This is a genomic window from Rhodococcus sp. 15-2388-1-1a (assembly GCF_002259145.1).
Taxonomy (GTDB): Bacteria; Actinomycetota; Actinomycetes; order Mycobacteriales; family Mycobacteriaceae; genus Rhodococcoides.
The window spans coordinates 199,437-218,594 of record NZ_NPFP01000022.1 but is presented as its reverse complement, the minus strand read 5'-3'; the positions used below and the strand labels follow the sequence as shown (position 1 = coordinate 218,594).

Annotated in this window: 17 protein-coding genes; 9 read left to right on the top strand and 8 right to left on the bottom strand. The window is 64.0% G+C overall.

Going from position 1 to position 19,158, the window contains the following annotated elements; all coding sequences use genetic code 11:
- Positions 1 to 210 precede the first annotated feature (210 nt).
- The 4 genes from CH302_RS15530 to CH302_RS15515 all read left to right on the top strand — a co-directional run bounded on the left by CH302_RS15530 (position 211) and on the right by CH302_RS15515 (position 5,429).
- Complete coding sequence (locus tag CH302_RS15530; RefSeq protein ID WP_037194446.1) at positions 211 to 3,366, top strand: DUF4132 domain-containing protein; 3,156 nt, start codon at positions 211 to 213, stop codon at positions 3,364 to 3,366.
- A gap of 99 nt (positions 3,367 to 3,465) precedes the next feature.
- The gene (locus CH302_RS15525) at positions 3,466 to 3,807 is read left to right on the top strand and encodes a GNAT family N-acetyltransferase (RefSeq protein WP_037194698.1); all 342 of its coding nucleotides are present in this window, start codon (positions 3,466 to 3,468) and stop codon (positions 3,805 to 3,807) included.
- A gap of 82 nt (positions 3,808 to 3,889) precedes the next feature.
- A complete protein-coding gene (locus tag CH302_RS15520) occupies positions 3,890 to 4,825 on the top strand; it encodes a pirin family protein (protein ID WP_037194448.1) in 936 nt (311 codons plus the stop codon).
- A gap of 28 nt (positions 4,826 to 4,853) precedes the next feature.
- The gene (locus tag CH302_RS15515) at positions 4,854 to 5,429 is read left to right on the top strand and encodes a hypothetical protein (RefSeq protein ID WP_037194450.1); all 576 of its coding nucleotides are present in this window, start codon (positions 4,854 to 4,856) and stop codon (positions 5,427 to 5,429) included.
- Between the two features lie 13 nt (positions 5,430 to 5,442).
- Here CH302_RS15515 and CH302_RS15510 read toward each other — a convergent pair whose 3' ends face one another.
- The gene (locus tag CH302_RS15510; protein WP_230596412.1) at positions 5,443 to 6,375 is read right to left on the bottom strand and encodes a DAPG hydrolase family protein; all 933 of its coding nucleotides are present in this window, start codon (positions 6,373 to 6,375) and stop codon (positions 5,443 to 5,445) included.
- An 80-nt stretch (positions 6,376 to 6,455) separates the two neighbouring features.
- Here CH302_RS15510 and CH302_RS15505 point away from each other — a divergent pair, with 80 nt between their 5' ends.
- Complete coding sequence (locus CH302_RS15505) at positions 6,456 to 7,070, top strand: TetR/AcrR family transcriptional regulator (RefSeq protein WP_052047997.1); 615 nt, start codon at positions 6,456 to 6,458, stop codon at positions 7,068 to 7,070.
- Between the two features lie 15 nt (positions 7,071 to 7,085).
- Here the strand turns inward: CH302_RS15505 and CH302_RS15500 are convergent, their stop codons facing one another.
- The 7 genes from CH302_RS15500 to CH302_RS15470 are packed head-to-tail and all read right to left on the bottom strand — an operon-like array spanning position 7,086 to position 13,612.
- The gene (locus CH302_RS15500) at positions 7,086 to 7,811 is read right to left on the bottom strand and encodes a YoaK family protein (RefSeq protein WP_052047998.1); all 726 of its coding nucleotides are present in this window, start codon (positions 7,809 to 7,811) and stop codon (positions 7,086 to 7,088) included.
- A 50-nt stretch (positions 7,812 to 7,861) separates the two neighbouring features.
- Positions 7,862 to 8,614 (bottom strand): TauD/TfdA dioxygenase family protein, encoded by a 753-nt coding sequence (locus CH302_RS15495; protein ID WP_082323814.1) that lies wholly within the window; start codon positions 8,612 to 8,614, stop codon positions 7,862 to 7,864.
- Entirely contained in the window at positions 8,611 to 9,633 is a 1,023-nt protein-coding gene (locus CH302_RS15490; RefSeq protein ID WP_037194452.1) for a D-alanine--D-alanine ligase family protein, read from the bottom strand. Before CH302_RS15490 ends, CH302_RS15495 begins: the two co-directional genes overlap by 4 nt.
- Positions 9,633 to 10,916: an ATP-grasp enzyme gene (locus CH302_RS15485; protein WP_037194455.1), complete on the bottom strand. Its 1,284-nt coding sequence runs from the start codon at positions 10,914 to 10,916 to the stop codon at positions 9,633 to 9,635. Before CH302_RS15485 ends, CH302_RS15490 begins: the two co-directional genes overlap by 1 nt.
- Positions 10,913 to 11,692, bottom strand: a complete 780-nt coding sequence (locus CH302_RS15480) for an O-methyltransferase (protein WP_037194709.1) — start codon at positions 11,690 to 11,692, stop codon at positions 10,913 to 10,915. The genes CH302_RS15485 and CH302_RS15480 overlap by 4 nt, the downstream gene beginning before the upstream one ends.
- Positions 11,693 to 11,709: 17 nt before the next feature.
- Positions 11,710 to 12,921: a sedoheptulose 7-phosphate cyclase gene (locus CH302_RS15475; protein WP_037194456.1), complete on the bottom strand. Its 1,212-nt coding sequence runs from the start codon at positions 12,919 to 12,921 to the stop codon at positions 11,710 to 11,712.
- Between the two features lie 25 nt (positions 12,922 to 12,946).
- Positions 12,947 to 13,612 (bottom strand): HAD-IA family hydrolase, encoded by a 666-nt coding sequence (locus CH302_RS15470; RefSeq protein ID WP_037194457.1) that lies wholly within the window; start codon positions 13,610 to 13,612, stop codon positions 12,947 to 12,949.
- A gap of 387 nt (positions 13,613 to 13,999) precedes the next feature.
- On the opposite strand from CH302_RS15470, the gene CH302_RS15465 reads away from it, so the two are divergent.
- From CH302_RS15465 to CH302_RS15450, 4 genes are all read left to right on the top strand, one after another.
- A complete protein-coding gene (locus CH302_RS15465) occupies positions 14,000 to 14,905 on the top strand; it encodes an AurF N-oxygenase family protein (protein ID WP_082323821.1) in 906 nt (301 codons plus the stop codon).
- Positions 14,906 to 14,942: 37 nt separating this feature from the next.
- A complete protein-coding gene (locus CH302_RS15460) occupies positions 14,943 to 16,439 on the top strand; it encodes an FAD-dependent oxidoreductase (RefSeq protein WP_037194459.1) in 1,497 nt (498 codons plus the stop codon).
- A gap of 99 nt (positions 16,440 to 16,538) precedes the next feature.
- Entirely contained in the window at positions 16,539 to 17,636 is a 1,098-nt protein-coding gene (locus CH302_RS15455) for a ferredoxin reductase (RefSeq protein ID WP_037194460.1), read from the top strand.
- A gap of 24 nt (positions 17,637 to 17,660) precedes the next feature.
- Positions 17,661 to 19,103 (top strand): fatty acid desaturase family protein, encoded by a 1,443-nt coding sequence (locus CH302_RS15450; RefSeq protein ID WP_037194461.1) that lies wholly within the window; start codon positions 17,661 to 17,663, stop codon positions 19,101 to 19,103.
- Positions 19,104 to 19,158: the final 55 nt, after the last annotated feature.

Below are 19,158 nucleotides of genomic sequence, written 5' to 3'. Positions count from 1 at the left end.
TGGGCTTATGCGACGACGTCGTGTCGGAATCAGCCTCCCGACTTTCCCGCCGGCGTAGGCGTTCTGTTCTATGGTCGTCGGGTGGGTGCGCGACAGACCGGATGGCAAGTCCCCGCTTTGTGGTGGCGACGCGGCGAGGCGTTCCACGGGCGGAGTCCGCAACCTCGATCCACCCGGCCGAGAGCCAGCGCGAAGGCGGCAGTCACAGCGGTGGCTGCGAAGGAAGCCGCTATCGACGACCTGCTCGTTCGAACCGCCGGACGTTTCGGCGAAACAGTCGACCATCCCGAGTCGAATTCGGAGCTGTCGGCGGCCGCGCACGCCTTCGTCGACGGACGGTTCTCGGGCGCCGGTGTGACCCCTACCGGTGCTGCTGTGACTCTTACGGTCGTCACCGATCAGCCGGAGCACAAGATGCGAGTTCCATTCGTGGACTTCGTCATCGGCCGCTTCGGCGCGGTATTCGCTGCGGAGATGCTCGCCGAGGCGGTAGGTGTGGAGTTGGTGACCCGCGAACTCGTACCGGATCGATCGCGTACCCGGCACTCACTCGGCGTGCGAGATCCCGACGACCTTCGCAATGTCGTGTTCGGAGATTCGGCGAGCAGGGTGCGCACGGCGTTGGCTGCCCTCCCCGCCGACGACTATGCGAACGCGGTGGACAGGCTCGCGCCGCAGCGTGGCGCGCGAATCGGATGCAATCTGTTGACGTCGTTCCTGTTCCCGACCCAGCACGAGTGGGTTGATGCGGACATCGCGCGGTCGCAGACCGTCCACCGCTATTACCGAAGCTACTGCTATTACCTCTTGGCCAGCGTCGACTCGGTCGAGTCGGTCGAGAAAATTCTCGCGCTCGAAGAAACGCGAGATCATGCGATCTGGTCCACCGGGATGAGCATGAACTTCGTATACGCACTGTGTGCGAATATCGGACCGGGTGTCGAGCCCTTCGTAGCCGAGTTGTTCGAGGGCAACCTGTCTGCCCAGCACAAGAAATGGTGTGCCGGGATACTCGGCGAGATAGACACGGACTCGGGATTCGAGCACTTGGTGTCTCGGCTGGGTAGCAAGTACATCGAGCCCGCCGTGATCGAGGCGATAGCACGATCGCCCGAGCGAGCCGCGCGGTTGCTGGCCGACGCCTCCGGGCCGGATGCGGAGCGGCTGCGCCGGGATCTGGAGCACGTTCATCCGGAGTCCGCGACGCGCAAGCGAGTATCCGGAACAACGCTCGAATCGTCGGATGTCCCTGCGCTGCTACGCGATCCACCGTGGCTCGGCCGCGCCGAATCCATGGATCGCGGAGACGTCCGAGAGCAGGTATTTCGTCTCGAAAGTCCCCCAGCGCCGCTGCGTGTGGCATGGCGGGGAGACGAGCAGCGACAGTGGGCCGAGGCCATCGACGTCTACGTGCCCTATCTCGGGCGCCGGGATTGGCCGGAGGTGGTCGCCGCGTTCGGTCGAGGCACAGGTTTCTGGTCGTTGCACGAGATCTCGTACGCTCCGGAGCATCTGCTGCGTCCGGTGCTGTCGTACGCCCCGACGCCGCGTTACGCGTATCGAGGTGCCATCTCGTTGGGCCGACTGTTGGCCCGATTCGAGGGCGATGCACTCGATTTCGTGCTTCGTGCCGTCCTCGCTGCACCGGCCGGTCAGGCGCAGGTGTTGCTGCCCGTCGTCGGGGGACAACTGACGACGACAATGCTCGAATGGCTCGGCAAGAAGTCGCTCAGACCGGTCGCGTTCGAATGGTTCGATCGCCACATCGACAGTGCAGCATCGGATCTGGTTCCTCTTGCTCTCGGCCGTACCGGACCGAGCCGAACCCTTGCCCGACGCGCACTGTGCACTCTTGCGCGACGCGGACATCGAGACGCCGTGGTCGCTGCTGGACGGTCGTACGGGGAGCCCGCTGGTGCGGCGATAGTAGATATCGTCGACGCAGATCCACTTCTGGCCCTGCCGCGGCATATTCCGGTCATCCCGGACTGGCTGGACCCGGCGTTGCTCCCCCCGTTGACGTTGCAGGGAGAGCGCGCACAGCTGCCGTCCGACGCGATCCGCCCGATCTGCACCATGTTCTCGCTGTCACGAATGGACGAGGTGTACGCCGGCGTCGATATCGTTCGTGAACTCGTCGGCCATCCCGAACTCACGAAGTTCGTCTGGGACATGTTCGAGAGGTGGTTGCGGGCGGGCGCTCCGGAAGCGCAGAGCTGGACTCTCGACGCCCTCGGGATAGTGGGTGACGACGACACTGCGCGGCAATTGACCCCGCTGATCAGGACCTGGCCGCTTCAGTCGGCGCACCGACGCGCGGCGATGGGACTCGAGGCCCTCGCCATGATCGGGAGCGACGCCGCGCTCGGACACCTGTGGTCGATCTCGCAGTCGCTCCGGTTTCCTGCTCTTCGCGCCAAGGCCGACAAACTGATTCACCGAATCGCCGACGAGCTGAATCTGACGCCTCTCGAACTTGCCGACCGATTGGTGCCGAACTTGGGGCTCGACGCGGACGGTACGACGACCTTCGATTACGGAGACCGAACCTTCACCCTCACGTTCGATCACGAGCTTCGAATAGTGGTCGAAGACAACGACGGTAAGGTCCGAGACCGGGTACCGCGGCCCGGCCGCACCGATTCCGACGGTGCGCGCGAGGAATACCGTCGGTACACCGACCTGAGGAAGGATCTCGAGGGGGTGCGCACCGAACTCGTTTCTCGGTTCGAGAAAGCCATGGTGAACCAGCGGCGCTGGACCCTGTCGCAGGTTCGGACCCATCTCGTCGGGCATCCGTTGACCTGGCATCTGTGCAGTGCTCTGGTGTGGTCGACGACGGACGGACGATACTTCCGATTTTCCGAGCTGCGTCGCCCCGTGGGCCCGGACGGCCGCGATATCGAGGTCGCAGACGGCGATCTTGTTGTCGTGGCCCACCCGGCAACGATGGGCGACTCGCTCGGCAGCTGGACCTTCATGCCGGAACAGCCTTTCGAGCAGGTCCGACGGGAGGTCTTCAGGACGGATGTCGCCGCCGAGATGGCAGCACTCGAGGGTCGCAAGACGACTACCGATCAGCTGCTCGCGCTGGGTGAAAGAGGATGGAAGCGTGAGGATCCGCAAGACAAGGGTGCCCAGATCTCGCTGAACAAGCGTCTGGATTCCACGACGGCGGTGATCATGGCGTTTCCCGGCTTCAATGTGTCGAATCCGAGAATGTGGGGCGAACAGAAGATCGTCCACGTCTTTCACAGCGGACTCGAATTGTCGGTGATTGCGGCATCGGAACTGCTCCGTGATCTGGCGATGCTCGAGACCGAGCCGATTCGAGGCGACGAACCCGACCTTCGAGGTGAGCCGTGAGTATCCGTACGGTCGAGTTCTTCGAACGGCTGCAATTTCGACGAGAATGATCGACGATGATTCGGCGCGGTGTGCGCCTGGCGAAGCGAGGAGCACGAGATGACAGTCGACAAAACGGGTGCCGAGGTCGAGATCGCTCAGCAGGCAGATCGTTTCACCGTCTCGGTCGACGGCACGCAGGTCGGCTTCACCGAGTTCGTCGACGACGAGGATGCGCGACGGATCTTCTTCCATACCGAGGTCGACGCGGCCTACGGCGGACGTGGACTGGCAACGATTCTCGTGCAACAGGCGCTCGACGCCACCCGCGCCGACGCCAAGCGCATCGTGCCGATCTGCGAACTGGTTGCAGCCTTCGTGGGCAAGCACTCGGAATTCGACGACATCGTCGAGCAACCGACCGACGAGATCAGGCAATGGCTGGCCGACCGGCAGGGCTGACCGCGGGAATACCGTCGGACACCGTCGGGTTGAGCTCGGTATAGTAGTTGCAGAGTCAACTACATTGCCGAAAGGGACGCCCATGCCCGCAGTGACCGTCGACAACATCCTCGCGTTGCCCCGAATCCCCATGCCCGACGCCACCGCCGTCCCTCGGCCGGTCCGGTCCGTCACGACGGCACCGACGGGATACGAGGGCGAAGGCTTTCCGGTCCGTCGAGCGTTCGCCGGGTTGGATATGTCGTCCCTGGATCCGTTCATCCACATGGACCAGATGGGCGAGGTGAACTACGCGCCCGGTGAGCCGAAGGGAACGCCGTGGCATCCTCACCGCGGATTCGAGACGGTGACTTACATGATCGACGGCATCATGGAGCACAAGGACTCTCACGGCGGCGGCGGAATCATCAGCGGTGGCGACACCCAGTGGATGACGGCGGGCGGTGGCATTCTGCACATCGAGGCCCCGCCGGAGCATCTGGTGATGTCCGGCGGGCTGTTCCACGGTGTTCAGCTCTGGGTCAATCTGCCGCGTGAGAACAAGATGGCGCACCCGCGTTACCAGGACATCACCGGCAGCAAGGTCGCGTTGGCGTCGAGTCCCGACGGTGGTGCGTTGGTTCGCGTCATTGCCGGCGAGATCGCAGGAATGCAGGGGCCGGGTTCGACATACACTCCGATTGCGCTCTCGCACAGCACGATCGCACCGGGCGCGGCGCTGACGCTGCCGTGGAATCGTGAATTCAACGCACTCGTCTACGTTCTCGCGGGAGAGGGCACGGTAGGCGCGGAGAAGCGTCCGATCAGGATGGGGCAGACTGCGCTGTTCGGCCGCGGCGACACCATCGAGATGTCTGCCTCGGCGGTGGGGGAGTCGCTCGAGGTGTTCGTTCTCGGCGGCAAGCCGATCAGGGAACCCGTCGCGATGGCAGGCCCGTTCGTCATGAACACCAAGTCCGAAGTGCTGCAGGCATTCGAGGACTACCAGGCCGGTCGGCTCGGCGTTCCCGTCGAATGATCTCGCCCACCGTGCAACGATCTCCTGCATGAGCGACGCAGAACCCCGTATTCGCAGAACACGGCTGTATCGCCGATTGGTCACCCGCGCCGACGGCCCGCTGGAGCCGGCGCGGGCGGCCAGGAGGCTGTCCGCCTACGTCTACGGAAACATCCTGGTCCTCGCAGCGGTCGCTGCATCGACGCCCAGCTCGATCGAACACGGAACGGCCGCTGTTCTGGTTCTGGCCACTGCGGTGACGACGTTCCTGGCGCACGTGTTCGCGGATTTCGTCGCAAGCAGTCAGATTCCCGAAGCGCACGGTGATGCGACCGACGAGCAGCGCACGTTCAAGGCCTTCGAGGAACTGCGCGACGCCGTGCCCATCCTGAGCTCCGGCACCATCCCCGCGCTGATGTTGGCACTCGGTTGGTTGTCGGTGCTTCCTGGGCAGTGGTCGGAACTGCTGGCCGGTGGCGTCATCGTGGTGCGCATGGCCACGATCCAGCTGGTCACGGAGCGAATTCGTGGCAACCCGTTGACCTTCCGCGCGATTCTGGGTGGGTTGGCCACTGCCGCGGTCGCCGCGCTCATCGTGCTGGCGAAAGTATTCTTCGGCCACTAGCCGCCGAGAACGATCAGCCCCCGAACTCCTCGTACAGCTCCGGCAGGAAGCCGGCGAGGTGGTTCATCTCCTGTCCGCAGTGCAGCAACAGGTCTCGGGCGAGGTCGAGTCCGAGAACCAGGTCCGTCGGGTCCACCGACGCCCCACGGCGGACGGCGCACGCGGCCTGCTTCAGGTCCGGAACATGCAGCCCTCGTAGGTTCAGGAAGAAGCGGCTACGCATCTCGGCACCGCCGTCGACGGGGCGCACCTGGTGCGCCAGCCAGCCCAGGTCCACCGGTGCGATGGAGCTGCCCACTCGGCCGAAGACGATCGTCTGATCCGCGGGAACTTCGAATCCGTGCGCAATGGGATCGCGAAAAGCGATACCCAGCTGCTGCAGCTTCGGCCCGACGTACTCGTCCACGAACGTCGTGTTGCCGATGTACTTGGCCTTGTCGGGGATGTCGAGTGCGGTGCGATCCTCGGCAAGTGCGGCATGTAGATGGGCGTCGGGATGCCACAGTTTGTAGCGTGCGGCCTCGGTGGAATGCCAGCCGAACCACCAGTCCCACATCGCCGCGGTCACGCGCGGCATCGCGGTGCGGACCGCCACGAACGTCACTCCGTCGGCGCGTCGACCGTATCCGGTTTCGATCGTGGAGTAGCCGGTGGGCGCGAGATCGGTTGTGATCGAATCGAATCCGGGAATCGAATCGGGTGCGAGCGCGGGGCCCGCGCAGGTGTCCGCGACGACGGCCGGTGCGGGTGTCGTTCGCTGCGCCATGTATCGGGCGTACGGCAGATGTCGATCGGCGTCGCGATAGCCCTGATAGCGCTCGCCGCACTCGTCGCTCGAACCGGTCGCCGGCACCGCTGCTGCCCTGGCTACCGGGCCGACGACGGCGATGGTGGCCGCGGCGGCTGCTCCGATCATGATCTGGCGTCTGGAAGGCCCCCGGCTCATGTCCCCACCCTGCTCAACATTCGTTGAGGCTAGGGCCAGGAATCGGCGGATGTCAATGGCCTGGCACTACACTGCGCGGTATGAGTCCGGCACACCCCAAGGACGATGAGTCGAGAGTGCGTCGGCGCGACGAGATCGCCACCGCCGCTATCGAGGTGCTCGCCACCCAAGGGCTCCGCGGCTTGACGCACCGGGCGGTGGACGCGGCAGCAGGACTCGGTCCCGGGTCGGTGAACTACCACGCGCCCACCCGGAGTCGGCTGCTTCACCTGGCTCTCGGCCAATTGTTCGTCCGCGACTTCGAGGTGGCCGGCGCGACGTTCGGCAGCCTGGTCGACGTCAAACCACTCACCGCCGATGTCGTGGTGTCCCGCATCATCGATTTCATCGACGCCATGACGTCGGGAGATGCCGTCAAACGGGTGATCGCTCGCCACATCATGCTCGGCGAGGCGCAGCACGACGACGAGATCCGCGAGTTGTTCGACAGTCAGCGGGCAGCATTCGTCACGTATACCCAGTGGATCGTCGCCTCGCTGGACTCCGAGGATCCACCGTCCGACGCCGAAACCCTCGTGGTGATGATCGAAGGTCTGGTGCAGCGGCAAGTGCTGATCGGATCGCGCCTGTCCTCGAGCTTCACGGAGCAGATGTTGCGCAAGATCGTCGTGGCCTCGCCGCTGGTCGAGGGCTGAACCGGATCGGTGGCTTCACCCCAGCAACGTGCGACGCTCGGTGTGGGTGAAGGTGAAGATCGTCGCGCCCAAGCTGATCAGTGCGGTGAGGAGCAGTACCTGCGGGCCGGTGATGACGACGCCGATGAAGGCACCGATCGCACCACCCAATGCGAAGGATCCGAGAAGGGCTGTGTAGCAGAGCCAGTCGTAGCGCGTCCCGCCGCCGAACATGTGCCGCTCGATACCCTGGCCGAGTTTGACCATGGTGCCGGTGACATAGCTCAGGGGAATGTAGGTCTCCTCTTTCTTCGTGAACGCGGTGTTCAGTGCACCGAGTGCGAAGGCCACCAGCAGAATCGGGTAGAAGTTCACGGTGGCCGACGACCATCCGGAGATGGCGATGTCGATCGCTCCCGCTCCGGCGAGCGCGATCGTGGTCAGCACCGTTGCTCCGTGTGGGTGGTTGGACCAGTAGCGACGCCGACAGATCGACGAGACGATCACGCCGGCCAGGAAAGACCCCATGAGCGAGAGAGCCGCGATCGGTGAGGCCCCCGGGGTGACCTCCTTGCCCTCGGGGTGCCCGAAGTGCCCGACCACAGCACGTTCGGTGTTGCCGGTCATGAAGGTCACGAAGTAGCCGGCGGAATGCAGGAAGGCGACTGCACCCACCATCCCCGCGAGTCCGGACAGAATCCAGGACAGACGAGCTTCGGCACCGACGGCTGTCTCCCGGCTGATCGTCAATGGGGAAGTCATGACTCGATTCTCCTGACCTGAAGCGAACCGGCAAGACTTTGAGTTGTCGGTCACACAACCGACGCAGGTTCCCCATTCGCGACCATTCCACGGTGCATCACCCTGTTTCCCGACACTGCGCTGTGATCGGCTCGATGCATCACACATCGGTTGTCCCACATCACCACATCGTCCGGTGCCCACGAGTGCGTCAGCAGGTTCGTCTCGCGAGTGGAGTGCTCGAACAGGTATCGCACGGTCTCGTGCGCCTGCTCGGTGGACATTCCGCTGATCGCCACGCACCGGGCGGGTGCCGACAACGCCAATGCGGTGCGCCCGGACACGGGATGCACTGCGAACAAGGGATGTTCGGCACAGGAATCGGTGTCCGACGCCACCCCGGTGACTCGGTGCGTCACCGTTCTTCCGGCCAGGTCCGCTTTGCGGTCGGCAGGCAAGGTGTCGTACGCCGCGTACTGGTCGCTGAACAACGTGCTGCCACCCGACTCCGGTACTTCGACCGCGCGTAATGCGGTGTAGGCAGGCGGATTCGCCACGTACGTGGTGTCCACGTGGAAGGTCGATTTCGGCGGTGTGGTTCGGCCGACGTTACTGATGACGTTCAGATCGGGAAAGCCCGGCACGGGCGTCTCGCCCTCGGTGAACATCATGTCGCCGAACCGCCGGAGGAACGCCAGGAAGCGTGCGTCGTCCAGGGGCTGCTTCCGCAGAATCAGCACGCCGTGTTCGGCCAACAACGTTCGCAGTTCTTCGATCGCGGTGGAGCTGAGGTCCACATCGTCGATCTCGATTCCCAGCGTCACGAGGACATCTCCTTCACCGACAGTTCGTCGAGCGATCGTGCGAACAGTTCGTCCACGGCGATGCCTGCCGCCGAGGCCATCACCGCCAGCACGCTCGACGGTGAGTACGAGCAGTACAGGCCGGCCTCGAGAAACCACGGTCTACCGTCGGGGTCGATCCGGAAGTCGAAGAGACCGTAGTGTCGGCAGCCGAGGGATCGATAGCACGATCGTGCTGCCGCCCAGACCTTCTCGGTGATCGGATCGGAGACGTCGACCATCCACGCCTTGGTCTGTTCCTTCGCGACGAGATACAGATCCCCGTCCGACGTGCGATTCAACTTGTCGGCGCTGGTACGAATCGACTCGACGGCATACTCCTCGAGCGGTAGGCAGATCAGCTCACCGCCGCGTTCGACAATGCCGCAGCGGACTTCGCGGCCCAACGGGACGTACGACTCCACCAGTGCCGCAGACGAGTACGTCAACGCCTCGCTCACTGCGGTTGCCAGACGGTCGGATTCGCGAACGAGCGTGACGCCCATCGAATTGTCCGAGTCCACGGGCTTGACGACCACCGGCAGATCGACGTCGATGTCGTCGCCGCAGCGCACCACGACACCGGCGGGAACGGCGACCCCGGCCGCCGCGACGACGGCTCGGGCACGGGCCTTGTCGGCCGTCATCGCCATCACGTCCGGACCGTTGCCCACGTACGGCACACCCAACAGATCGAACAGGCTGCGGTATGTCGTCATACCGGGTAGGCAGAACATCTGCGGCACCATGACGTCGAAATGCCACGACGAGATGACCTCCACCGCCTGCGCCAACGGCATCTGGTGCGCCGCAGCCACACTGGCGGCATCGATGCCACCGGGGAAGCTCCAGAGCCCACCGGGTGAGACGAACGCCACCTCGAACCGGTAGGCGGGATCACCACCGAGCGCCTCGAGGAATCCGCCCGCGTACACCCGGGACAGATCGCAATGGAACTCGTCCACCGACGATCCGACCAAAACCAGGACCGACAGGGCCATCAGTCGCCTCCGTTCTCCACGAGCTTGCCGATGTTGAAGTCGATGCGAGACCATCCGCGTCGGGCCAGCAGATTCCGCACGAGCAGCGACGGAATCTGGAGGTGGTGCACCAGCAGGTACGGCACTGGATCCCATCCCGTCAGAATGGCGTCCTTGCCGCGGAAGATGCTGCCCAGGCGCGCCTTTCGGTTGCCCTCGGTGAGCAGTCGCCACACCTCGTGGTAGATCCAGTAGGTCGGGCGGGCCGAGGAGAGCGGCACGATCTCGGGGTGTCCGTCCTCGAGGTACGCCGCAGCGACGTCGGGGTGGTCGTAGAACATGGTGATCGCCGAATGGGTGCGCGGATTGCACTCGATCGCATGGACGGCACCGTCCGCATCCTCGATGAAGTCGAACGACAGCTGTCCGGTGACTCCGAGGTCGGCGACGAACGTCTCGACCCAGGTACGTATCTCGGGCTTGTCGACCATCTCGTAGTTCACCTGGAACGCCGACGATTCGCAGCAGCCGTACACCTGCAGCCGTCCTCCACGGACGGTGCCGTGGGTGCAGTACTCCTGCCCGGCTATGAATTCCTGCAGAATCCACGGATCGTCCTCGGAGATCCCGAGACCGCGTGCGAACCGTACGTTGTCGGCAGGCGTGTCGCGGGTCAACCGCGTCAGGTCCATTCGGCCGACCGGGTTGTAGGAGATGCGTTTGAGGATGTACTCGCGGCCCGGTGGGAAGTCGAACTCCTCGATCTGTTTCACATCGGTGATGCGCCGCCAATCGGGAACGCGCAAGCCGAGCGCTGCAGCGCGTTCGGAGAATCGGGACTTGTCGTCGAGCATGCGAACCGTGTCGCCGTCACCGTGCACCACCTCGCAGTGCGGATCGAGGAGCGCCCGTGCGTCGGCATCGTGAATGCTTGCAGCGGGACTTGCTACGGGGACGAAGACGTCGACGCCCTCGCGGAGCACCACATCCAGAAGTGCTCGGGCGTAACCGGGTTCGGTCGGCTCGGGTACGCAGTGAAATCGGTCGACCGCCCGGGAGAACCGATGCCCGGTGAAGCGGTACTTGGCCGATTCCACCAGGACGACGCGATGCCCGGCGAGGTGGAAAGACCGCGCGAGCTGCAGGGCCTTGGTCATCTTCCCGCCGCTGATCAGGACAGTCTTGGGTGAATCGGATCGGCGCGTGGCGGGCCGTTCGCCGCGAACGACAGCCACCCCGGCCGCCGCGAGATCGGCGGGAAGGGTGACTGCGAGGCCGAACAGCGCGGCAACCGTACGAATCATGTTCGACGGATCAGAGTCACGCCGTCGCGCAGAGGAAGCAGTACCTGCTCCACGCGGGGGTCGTTCGCCACGTAATCGTTGAATTCGGCGACGGCTCGGCCGTTCTCGGTGGGCTGTTCGCTGTACGGCTCGCCCTGCAGCAGGGTGTTGTCGACGGCGATCACGGCGTTCTCGGCCAGCAACTCGCTACCGAGCAAGTGCTCCACGTACGCGCGATATCCGGTCTTGTCGGCGTCGACGAAGACCAGATCGAACGTTCCGTCCAACCGGCGCAGGGTGTCCAGTGCCGGCCCCACCTCCACCGTGATGGACGAGCCCGCAGGTGATTCCGCGAAGCAGGACTGCGCGAACTCGGCCACGTACGGATCCACCTCGCACGCGACCACCTCGCCGCCCGCGGGCAGGGCCTCGGCCATCGCCAGAGCCGAGTAGCCGGTGAACATACCGATCTCGAGCACTCGCTTCGCTCGGGTCATGTGCACGAGAAACGCAAGGAAGCGTCCCTCCACGTGGCCGGAGAGCATTTCCATCTCCAGGGGCCCCGAGCCGGAGACGACGTCACGTGATCTCCAGTCCTCGGTGCGGGTCCGCGACGCCAGTGTCGCCAGTGCTGCGGATTGGGAGGTGGTGCAGGTGTCGAGGTACGGGTCGAGTCCCGCTGCGAGATCGCGGGCTCGATGAACACGGGTGGTCAGCTCGTCGGTGACCCCGACGCCGGCGGCGAGCAGATCGGCTATCTCGCTCAGCTCACGCGCCAGAATGGTCGTCGGGGTCACCGGTCGCGGGGCCTTCGTCACGGCGTCGGCGCGGTGAACATGTCGAGGCCTTCGCCTGCCCGCGGAAAGTCCAGGCAGATCTTCTTGTGCAGCGTCAGGACATCGGCCAGCTCGGCTGCGTCGAGGTCGTTGAGGAAGCGGCACGTACCGATCGGATCCGGCACCGCAGCCCGCAGAATACCGTCGCGAGTCTTGAGGATGGATGCCGTTGCCTCGGAGAGCAATTCGGGTGTCAGGTAGGGGCTGTCCAGTGCCAGGCCGATACTCGCCATCACGCCGAGTACGCGGTCGCGGTCGGCCGTGGACAGGTGCCCGCGCTGCTCGGCGACGGTCGTCGAGAGCGCCATGTCGATGTTGATCGCGTGGCCGTGGAAGAACGGTGCAGGCGGGGTCAGCTCGAGAGTCGGGCTCCAGGTGTGGCCGAAGGCGATGACGCGATCGAGGTCGATCTCGTGGAGATTGGGGGCTTCGAGTTCCAGCATCGTCGCGATCGCCGAGTAGGTCAGTCTGTCTGCGACCGAACGCAATTCCGCTGTTCCGTCCAGATGACCGAATCGGGTTCGCAGCAAGTCGGGACCGTACTGCTCCAGCATCTCGAAGATCTCCAGATTGCCGACGACGGAGATCTTGATCAGCTCGGCCATGCCGTTGCGCACCTGATCCTCGGGCAGCGTGCCGAGGAACGAGAAGTCCAAGAGCACCTTCTGCGACGCGTGGTAGGCACCGAGGCGGTTCTTGTGCTTTCCGTAATTGACGGCCACCTTGATGGACACACTCGCGTCGATCAGGCCGATCAGCGTGGTGGGAATGCGAATGTACGGGGTGTTGCGACGGTAGCTGGCGCACGCGAAACCTGCTACGTCCGTGGTCAACCCGCCACCGACCACAAGCACCGGCTCGGTGCGGACCAGACCGAACGCATCGAACTCTCCCACGATGCGCTCGAACGTCTCCAGCGACTTCGCGGTCTCCGCGATGTGAACCGGAACCACCGTCAGGTCGATGTCGTAGTGGTCGAAGTACGCGCTGATCCGGTCACCGTAGATTTCGTGCACAGACTCGTCGACGACCATCAGCGCGCGACCGTACGGTCGGTAGCTGTCGGCCAGTTCGGTGTTCTCGATTGCGAACACGCCGTCGACATAGATCAGGTCGTACTCGATGCGCTCGTATCCCTCGACGCGAAACGACCTGTCCCCGGCAACGACCTGGGCCTGAAGATTGCTCACAATTACTCCTGGGGTGGATGAAGGGTCAGGCTGCGATCAGAGCGCGTACGCGCTCGGGATCGAGTGCATCGACGGTGTCGGTGGCCGAGCCGAACTCGGTGCCTGCGGTGTTCTCGTTCGGGAATGCGACGCACGTGATGCCCGCGGCCGATGCCGCCGCAACGCCGCCGGCGTTGTCCTCGATGGCCACGCTGTCGGATGCGTTCTCGCCCAACGTCTTCAAAGCGAACTCGTAGGATGCGGGGTCGGGCTTGCCTGCGTCCACCGAGGATGCGTCGACGATGACGTCGAACGAATCGGCGGTGAGCTCGGGCGACAGGGCAGCAAGCAGTGCGTCGATGTTGTCCCGCGAGGTGGTCGTCACGAAGCCGACCTTCAGGCCGTTCGCCTTCGCGGAGTCGATCGTGTCGGCCACGCCCGGTCGCGTCTTCACGTCGGATTCGCCGATCAGACGCTGGAAGATCTCGGACTTCGTTGCATGCACGGCGGCGGCGTCCACCTCGGTGCCGGTATCGGACGCGTACTCGCTGATGCGGTCGGCACCACCGTTCGATCCGAGCATCGCCCGGTAGTCGTCACGGGACCAGTTCCAGTTCAGATCGTGCGCTGCGAAGGCCTCGTTGAACGATCGGCGTTGCAGTTCGGACGTGTCGACGAGTGTGCTGATCGAGCCGAAAAGAATTGCGGGCATGGTTGCCTTTCGGAGCGAGAGACGTTGTACCAGTCAACGTCTCGCGCATGCGCGATGGGGTGAGTTGGTTCGGGGGGTATGCCCCATCGGCACCGAACGGGAAACCTTCGAATTTTTCGCCCGAGGTTCGGACGTCGGCGGGGACCCTCTCGCCCGTCTTCCAGAGCGAGTGCTAGCCCGGAGCGCCGAAGGTCATCAGTGCGGTCTCGCCCTCGAACTCGTTCACGACACCGCCGCCACGCTCTCCGTGTCCTGCACGCTCGAACTGTAGGGACAAGCGAAAAGAATCTGGAACTTTCTGCCGGAGTGACTACCTGTGTCGCTGAGTACCTGGTAATCTCCGTAACAGTTACCTACAGCTTTTCGACGATGGAAGGAACCACGGCGATGACCAGCACACTCTCCAGGAACGACGTTCTCGAGCCCGAGGACGTTTCCGCTCGTTTGCTCGATTCCGCCGCCCAGCTGTCGTACGACCCGTCCGAGGAGGTCGATTGGGAAGCCGATCTCGATCCCTCCCTCTACGGACTGAACCCGGAGTGGAGCACGCTCTACGGCACGAAGCTGTGGGACGAGATGACCGAGGAGCAGCGCATCACGCTCACTCGTCACGAGGTCTGCTCGATCATGAGCACCGGAATCTGGTTCGAGATGATCCTGCAGCAGATGGTTCTGCGTGATCAGTACTGCAAGGACTCGTCGAACTCGGACTTCCAGTTCGCTCTCACCGAGATCGCCGACGAGTGCCGTCACTCGATCATGTTCGCCCGCGCCTGCCAGAAGATGGGTATCAAGGCATACCTGCCGCGTCGATCGAGCATCGAACTCGGCCGTGGCTTCAAGGCTCTCGCGTCCGCCGAGGTCGCCTACGGAGGCATCCTCGTCGCCGAAGAGGTGCTCGACGTCATGCAGCGCGACTGGATGCGCGGCGAGAACGTGCTGCCGCTCGTGCGCACCACCAGCAAGATCCACGTCGTCGAAGAGTCGCGGCACATGACGTTCGCGCGCGCTCAGATGCGTGAGGAGATCGCCGAGAAGAGCCCCGCTCGCCGTAAGGCCAGCGCGCTCGTCGTCGCGATCGCCGCCCGCATGATCGTGTCCAACATGGTCAACAAGGAGGTCTACGCAGCAGCGGGCCTCGACGTCGACCGCGCGGTGAAGGAAGCGAAGAACAACGCCCATCACCACACGATGATGCGCACCTCGAGCGAGCACTTGATGGCATTTCTTCTCGACTGCGGTTTGGTCACCAAGCCGGCCGAGATGATCTACCGTCGTCTGCACATGCTCTGACCACTCTTTTCGAGGCCGTGAAGGACATCCGAGAACAATGCCGTTCGCGATCACGCAGAACTGTTGCAACGACGCATCCTGCCTGTCGGTGTGCCCCGTCAACTGCATACACCCGACGCCGGACGAGCCGGATTTCGGCAAGACCGAGTTGCTCTACATCGATCCGCGCTCGTGTATCGACTGCGGTGCCTGTGCCGACGCCTGTCCGGTGGACGCGATCACTCGCGTCTCGAGATTGACGCCCGATCAGCAGATCTACGCCGACATCAACGCCGACTACTACAAGGACAAGCCCGCCGTGGCGGAGTGGGGCGCGCCTCGGTTCCCGGTGGCGACGGTCAACGACCTACCGCCGATCGACATCGCCATCGTCGGCACCGGACCGGCTGCCTGCTACACCGCCCAGGCGCTGCTGCGCGTGCCCGGCACCAACGTCACGTTCTACGACCGGCTGCCCACCGCGGGCGGTCTCGCCCGCTACGGCGTCGCTCCCGATCACCTCGGTACCCGACGCATCAGCGAGCACTTCCGTGGGATCTTCGTGCATCCACGAGTGACGATGAAGCTCGGCGTCGAGGTCGGTAAGGACGTCGACCACGTCGAACTGGCCCGAAAGTTCGATTCGGTCGTCTATGCAGTCGGTGCCGACAAGGACCGAGCCCTCGAGATTCCCGGCATCGACCTCGATGGATCCGTCAGCGCGCGCACCCTGGTGGGCTGGTACACCGGCCACCCTGACGTTCCAGCCGATGCCATCGATCTCACCGGCGTCGACCGCGTCACCATCATCGGAAACGGCAACGTCGCACTCGACGCGGCTCGTATCCTCACGGCCGACCCGGACCGGCTCGTCGGGACCGAGATCGCACCGCATGCGCTGGCCGAGCTGCGTCGCCACCGCGTCACCGAGGTCGTCGTTCTCGCGCGCCGCGGCCCCGAGTTCGCGGCGTTCACCCGTTCCGAGTGCAAAGCCCTCGTCGACCGCCCGGATGTCGACGTCGTGGTGGCAGGACCGGACGGAATCGTCGACGCCATCGATCGCCTGCCGTTGTCCGCTCCCGCATCGGCTCTGGCCGGGGCGGCGCGAGTCGAACTGGGGTCGCAGGCACAAGACCGCCGCATCGTCTTCGCGTTCGGCCGAGCTCCGTCCGCTCTCCACGGCAGCGGCTCGGTGCAGTCCATCGAGGTCGGCGTCGGTGAGCATGCGGTCGAGTTACCCACGGAGTTGGTGCTGCTCGCCATCGGCTACCGCGGAACCCCGTCACCGGGAATTCCGTTCGACGACATCAGTGGCACCATTCGCAACGACGGTGGCCGCATCACCGCTGCCGACGGCACTCCGGTTCCGGGGTGTTACGTCGTCGGATGGGCCAAGCGAGGTGCCACGGGTGGCATCGGCGACAACAAGATCGACGCCGAGGAAACGGCCGAGGCGTTGCTCGCGGACGTGCCGACACGCGGGCCCGCGCGTCCGCTCGGGTGGTACGGAAAAGTCAGTGCCGCCCTGGGGGACCGCGTTTCCAGAGCGCGCTGACCGGCCGATATCGGCCGGTTCTGTTCACCTTGTGTAGCAGTCTCATTCGAGTCTGAGCGATTCGGATGTGTAGCACGGCGTACAGGGTTACCGTTGAGTATGGCTGAACGGGGGGCCAAGCCCCAGGTTTCTTTTGTGCGACGGACGATGCTGCGTGCAGTCCGATCGTTGTTCAATCCACTCCGGCCCGACGACTATCTGTCGATGATCAATCCGCTGTGGACCACGCGCGAACTTCGGGGGAAGGTCGAGCGGGTTGCTCCGGAGGGTTCGGAAGCCGTGTCGGTGTACATCCGTCCCGGTTTCGAGTGGCAGGGCCACACACCCGGGCAGTACGTCCGGCTCGGAGTACTCATCGACGGTCGTTACCACTGGCGAGCGTATTCGCTGACGTCCGATCCCGATCCTGCCGACGGTCTCGTCAGCGTCAGCCCCAAGCTGGTGCCGTCGGGCACGGTCTCTCCGTATCTGGTGGGCAGCATCAGAACCGGCGACATCGTCCGCCTCAGTGAGGTGGAGGGTGAGTTCACTCTGCCGAGCCCGATTCCGGACAAGATGGTGTTCATCAGCGCGGGCAGCGGAATCACGCCCATCATCAGCATGCTGCGGTCCCTCGATCATCACGATCAGGTTCGCGACGTCGTGGTGGTGCATTCGGTGCACAACCGTGAGCAGTTGATGTTCGCCGACACTCTCGACCAACTCGAAAGCAAGCACGACGGACTGGCGGTGAAGCTCCGGATCACCAGCGACGAAGGTCGGATGAAGGCATCCGAACTGGACGAACTGGTCCCGGATTGGCGTGACCGAGAAGCATTCTGCTCCGGTCCTGGCGAACATCTGGACGATCTGCGCTCGTACTGGAAAGACCAGGGCGACTACGACAAATTCCATCACGAGAGTTTCCAGCCGGTCATCGGCGGTGGCGACGACGCAGGCGAGGGCGGCACCGTCACGTTCCTCAACAGCAAGAAGGACGTCGAATGCGACGGCGGCACAACGATTCTGGCTGCGGGTGAGGATGCCGGTCTGGATCTGACGTTCGGTTGTCGCATCGGCATCTGTCACACCTGTGTAGGTACCCTGAAGAAGGGGCGTTTACGTGACCTACGTAACGGGGATATCTCAGAACCTACGGGGCAAGCGGTTCGGATCTGTGTCAATACTGCTGAGGGCGACATCGAAATCGAACTCTGATCTTCCATTCGAACAGGGGAATGTATGTCTATCGACGAAACCACGAGGCGCGTCACCGACACCGATGAGCCGGTGAACCCGCTGGCGCACCTGAGTGACGAGACGATCGCCGAACTCGCCAAGGAATTCGACGCCATCCACGACGAGGTCTACGCCAGCCTCGGTGACAAGGACCGCAAGTACATCACCTCGGTGATCGCCGCGCAGCGTCAGCTGCTGGTCGCTGGACGCGTGCTGTTGCTCGGCTCCACCAGCAAGCCCGCTTGGCTGGCCGGCACCGCATGCCTCGGGATTGCGAAGATCCTCGAGAACATGGAGATCGGTCACAACGTCATGCACGGCCAGTGGGACTGGATGAACGATCCGGAGATCCACTCGTCGGTGTGGGACTGGGACACCGCGTCCACCGCCAACTCGTGGAAGCACTCGCACAACTACGTGCACCACACGTACACGAACATTCGCGGCAAGGACAAAGACCTCGGTTACGAGATCATGCGCATCGACCCACGTCAGAAGTGGAGCCCGGTCTACCTGGCCCAGCCGTTCTACAACGTGCTGTTGATGGCGTTCTTCGAGTGGGGCGTGGCCCTGCACGATCTCGACATCGAGGCGATCCGCCGTGGCGAGAAGCCTGTGAAGGATCTGGTCGAGGATCTCAAGGGCATCGGAGTCAAGGCACGCAAGCAGTTCGTCAAGGACTACGTGGGCTGGCCGCTGATCAGCGCCGGAGCGTTCGCGTTGGCACAGCTGGCGTCGGGCGGTCGTGTGCCGGAGAGCAAAAGGTCTCGGCTGGCGTCCAAGCTGCGCGGGTCGGCTCGCTTCGGCAAGAACCGTAAGACGGCGGCGCTGCTGGACAGTCGGTTCAGTGGTGTCGAGAGCACGTTCCTGTCGACGGTGGCCGCGAACTTCACCGCCAACATCATTCGTAACGTCTGGTCGAACGCCATCATCTTCTGCGGTCACTTTCCGGACCAGGCCTACACCTTCAGTCAGGAAGAGGTGGAGAACGAGACCCGCGGCGGATGGTACGTCCGTCAGTTGGTCGGAGCCGCGAACATCGATGGTGGTCCACTGTTCCACCTGATGAGCGGCAACCTGAGCTACCAGGTGGAACACCACCTGTACCCGGATATGCCCAGCACTCGGTACTCGGACGTCGCGCCGAAGATCAAGGACATCTGCGAGCGCTACGAATTGCCGTACAACACCGGGCCGTTCTTTCAGCAGTGGGGCATGGTCCAGCGGACCATCGCGCGATTGGCCTTCCCGGGCGGCAAGGTTCGGCCGAAGCCGGGCCCCTACCGTCCCGAGGAGAGCTGGCGTCGCAAGTTCGCCGAGGGTGCGACCAAGGACAGCGAGGCCGCGAAGACGCGTGGCCGCGTACCTGCGAGTCATCCCGCGGCCGGACCGGAACACAACTCCGGCGGCGTAGATGTCGAACCGCCGCCCCGCGGCGACGACTAGAGATCGTCCGCTCCGAAACGACGAGCAACCGCGGCCACCCGATCATCGGGTGGCC

Coding starts and splice junctions, on each gene's coding strand:
- CH302_RS15525 (WP_037194698.1), top strand. CDS start 3,466: ATGACAGTCGACAAAACGGGTGCCGAGGTCGAGATCGCTCAGCAGGCA.
- CH302_RS15520 (WP_037194448.1), top strand. CDS start 3,890: ATGCCCGCAGTGACCGTCGACAACATCCTCGCGTTGCCCCGAATCCCC.
- CH302_RS15515 (WP_037194450.1), top strand. CDS start 4,854: ATGAGCGACGCAGAACCCCGTATTCGCAGAACACGGCTGTATCGCCGA.
- CH302_RS15510 (WP_230596412.1), bottom strand. CDS start 6,375: ATGAGCCGGGGGCCTTCCAGACGCCAGATCATGATCGGAGCAGCCGCC.
- CH302_RS15505 (WP_052047997.1), top strand. CDS start 6,456: ATGAGTCCGGCACACCCCAAGGACGATGAGTCGAGAGTGCGTCGGCGC.
- CH302_RS15500 (WP_052047998.1), bottom strand. CDS start 7,811: ATGACTTCCCCATTGACGATCAGCCGGGAGACAGCCGTCGGTGCCGAA.
- CH302_RS15490 (WP_037194452.1), bottom strand. CDS start 9,633: ATGGCCCTGTCGGTCCTGGTTTTGGTCGGATCGTCGGTGGACGAGTTC.
- CH302_RS15485 (WP_037194455.1), bottom strand. CDS start 10,916: ATGATTCGTACGGTTGCCGCGCTGTTCGGCCTCGCAGTCACCCTTCCC.
- CH302_RS15470 (WP_037194457.1), bottom strand. CDS start 13,612: ATGCCCGCAATTCTTTTCGGCTCGATCAGCACACTCGTCGACACGTCC.
- CH302_RS15465 (WP_082323821.1), top strand. CDS start 14,000: ATGACCAGCACACTCTCCAGGAACGACGTTCTCGAGCCCGAGGACGTT.
- CH302_RS15460 (WP_037194459.1), top strand. CDS start 14,943: ATGCCGTTCGCGATCACGCAGAACTGTTGCAACGACGCATCCTGCCTG.
- CH302_RS15455 (WP_037194460.1), top strand. CDS start 16,539: ATGGCTGAACGGGGGGCCAAGCCCCAGGTTTCTTTTGTGCGACGGACG.
- CH302_RS15450 (WP_037194461.1), top strand. CDS start 17,661: ATGTCTATCGACGAAACCACGAGGCGCGTCACCGACACCGATGAGCCG.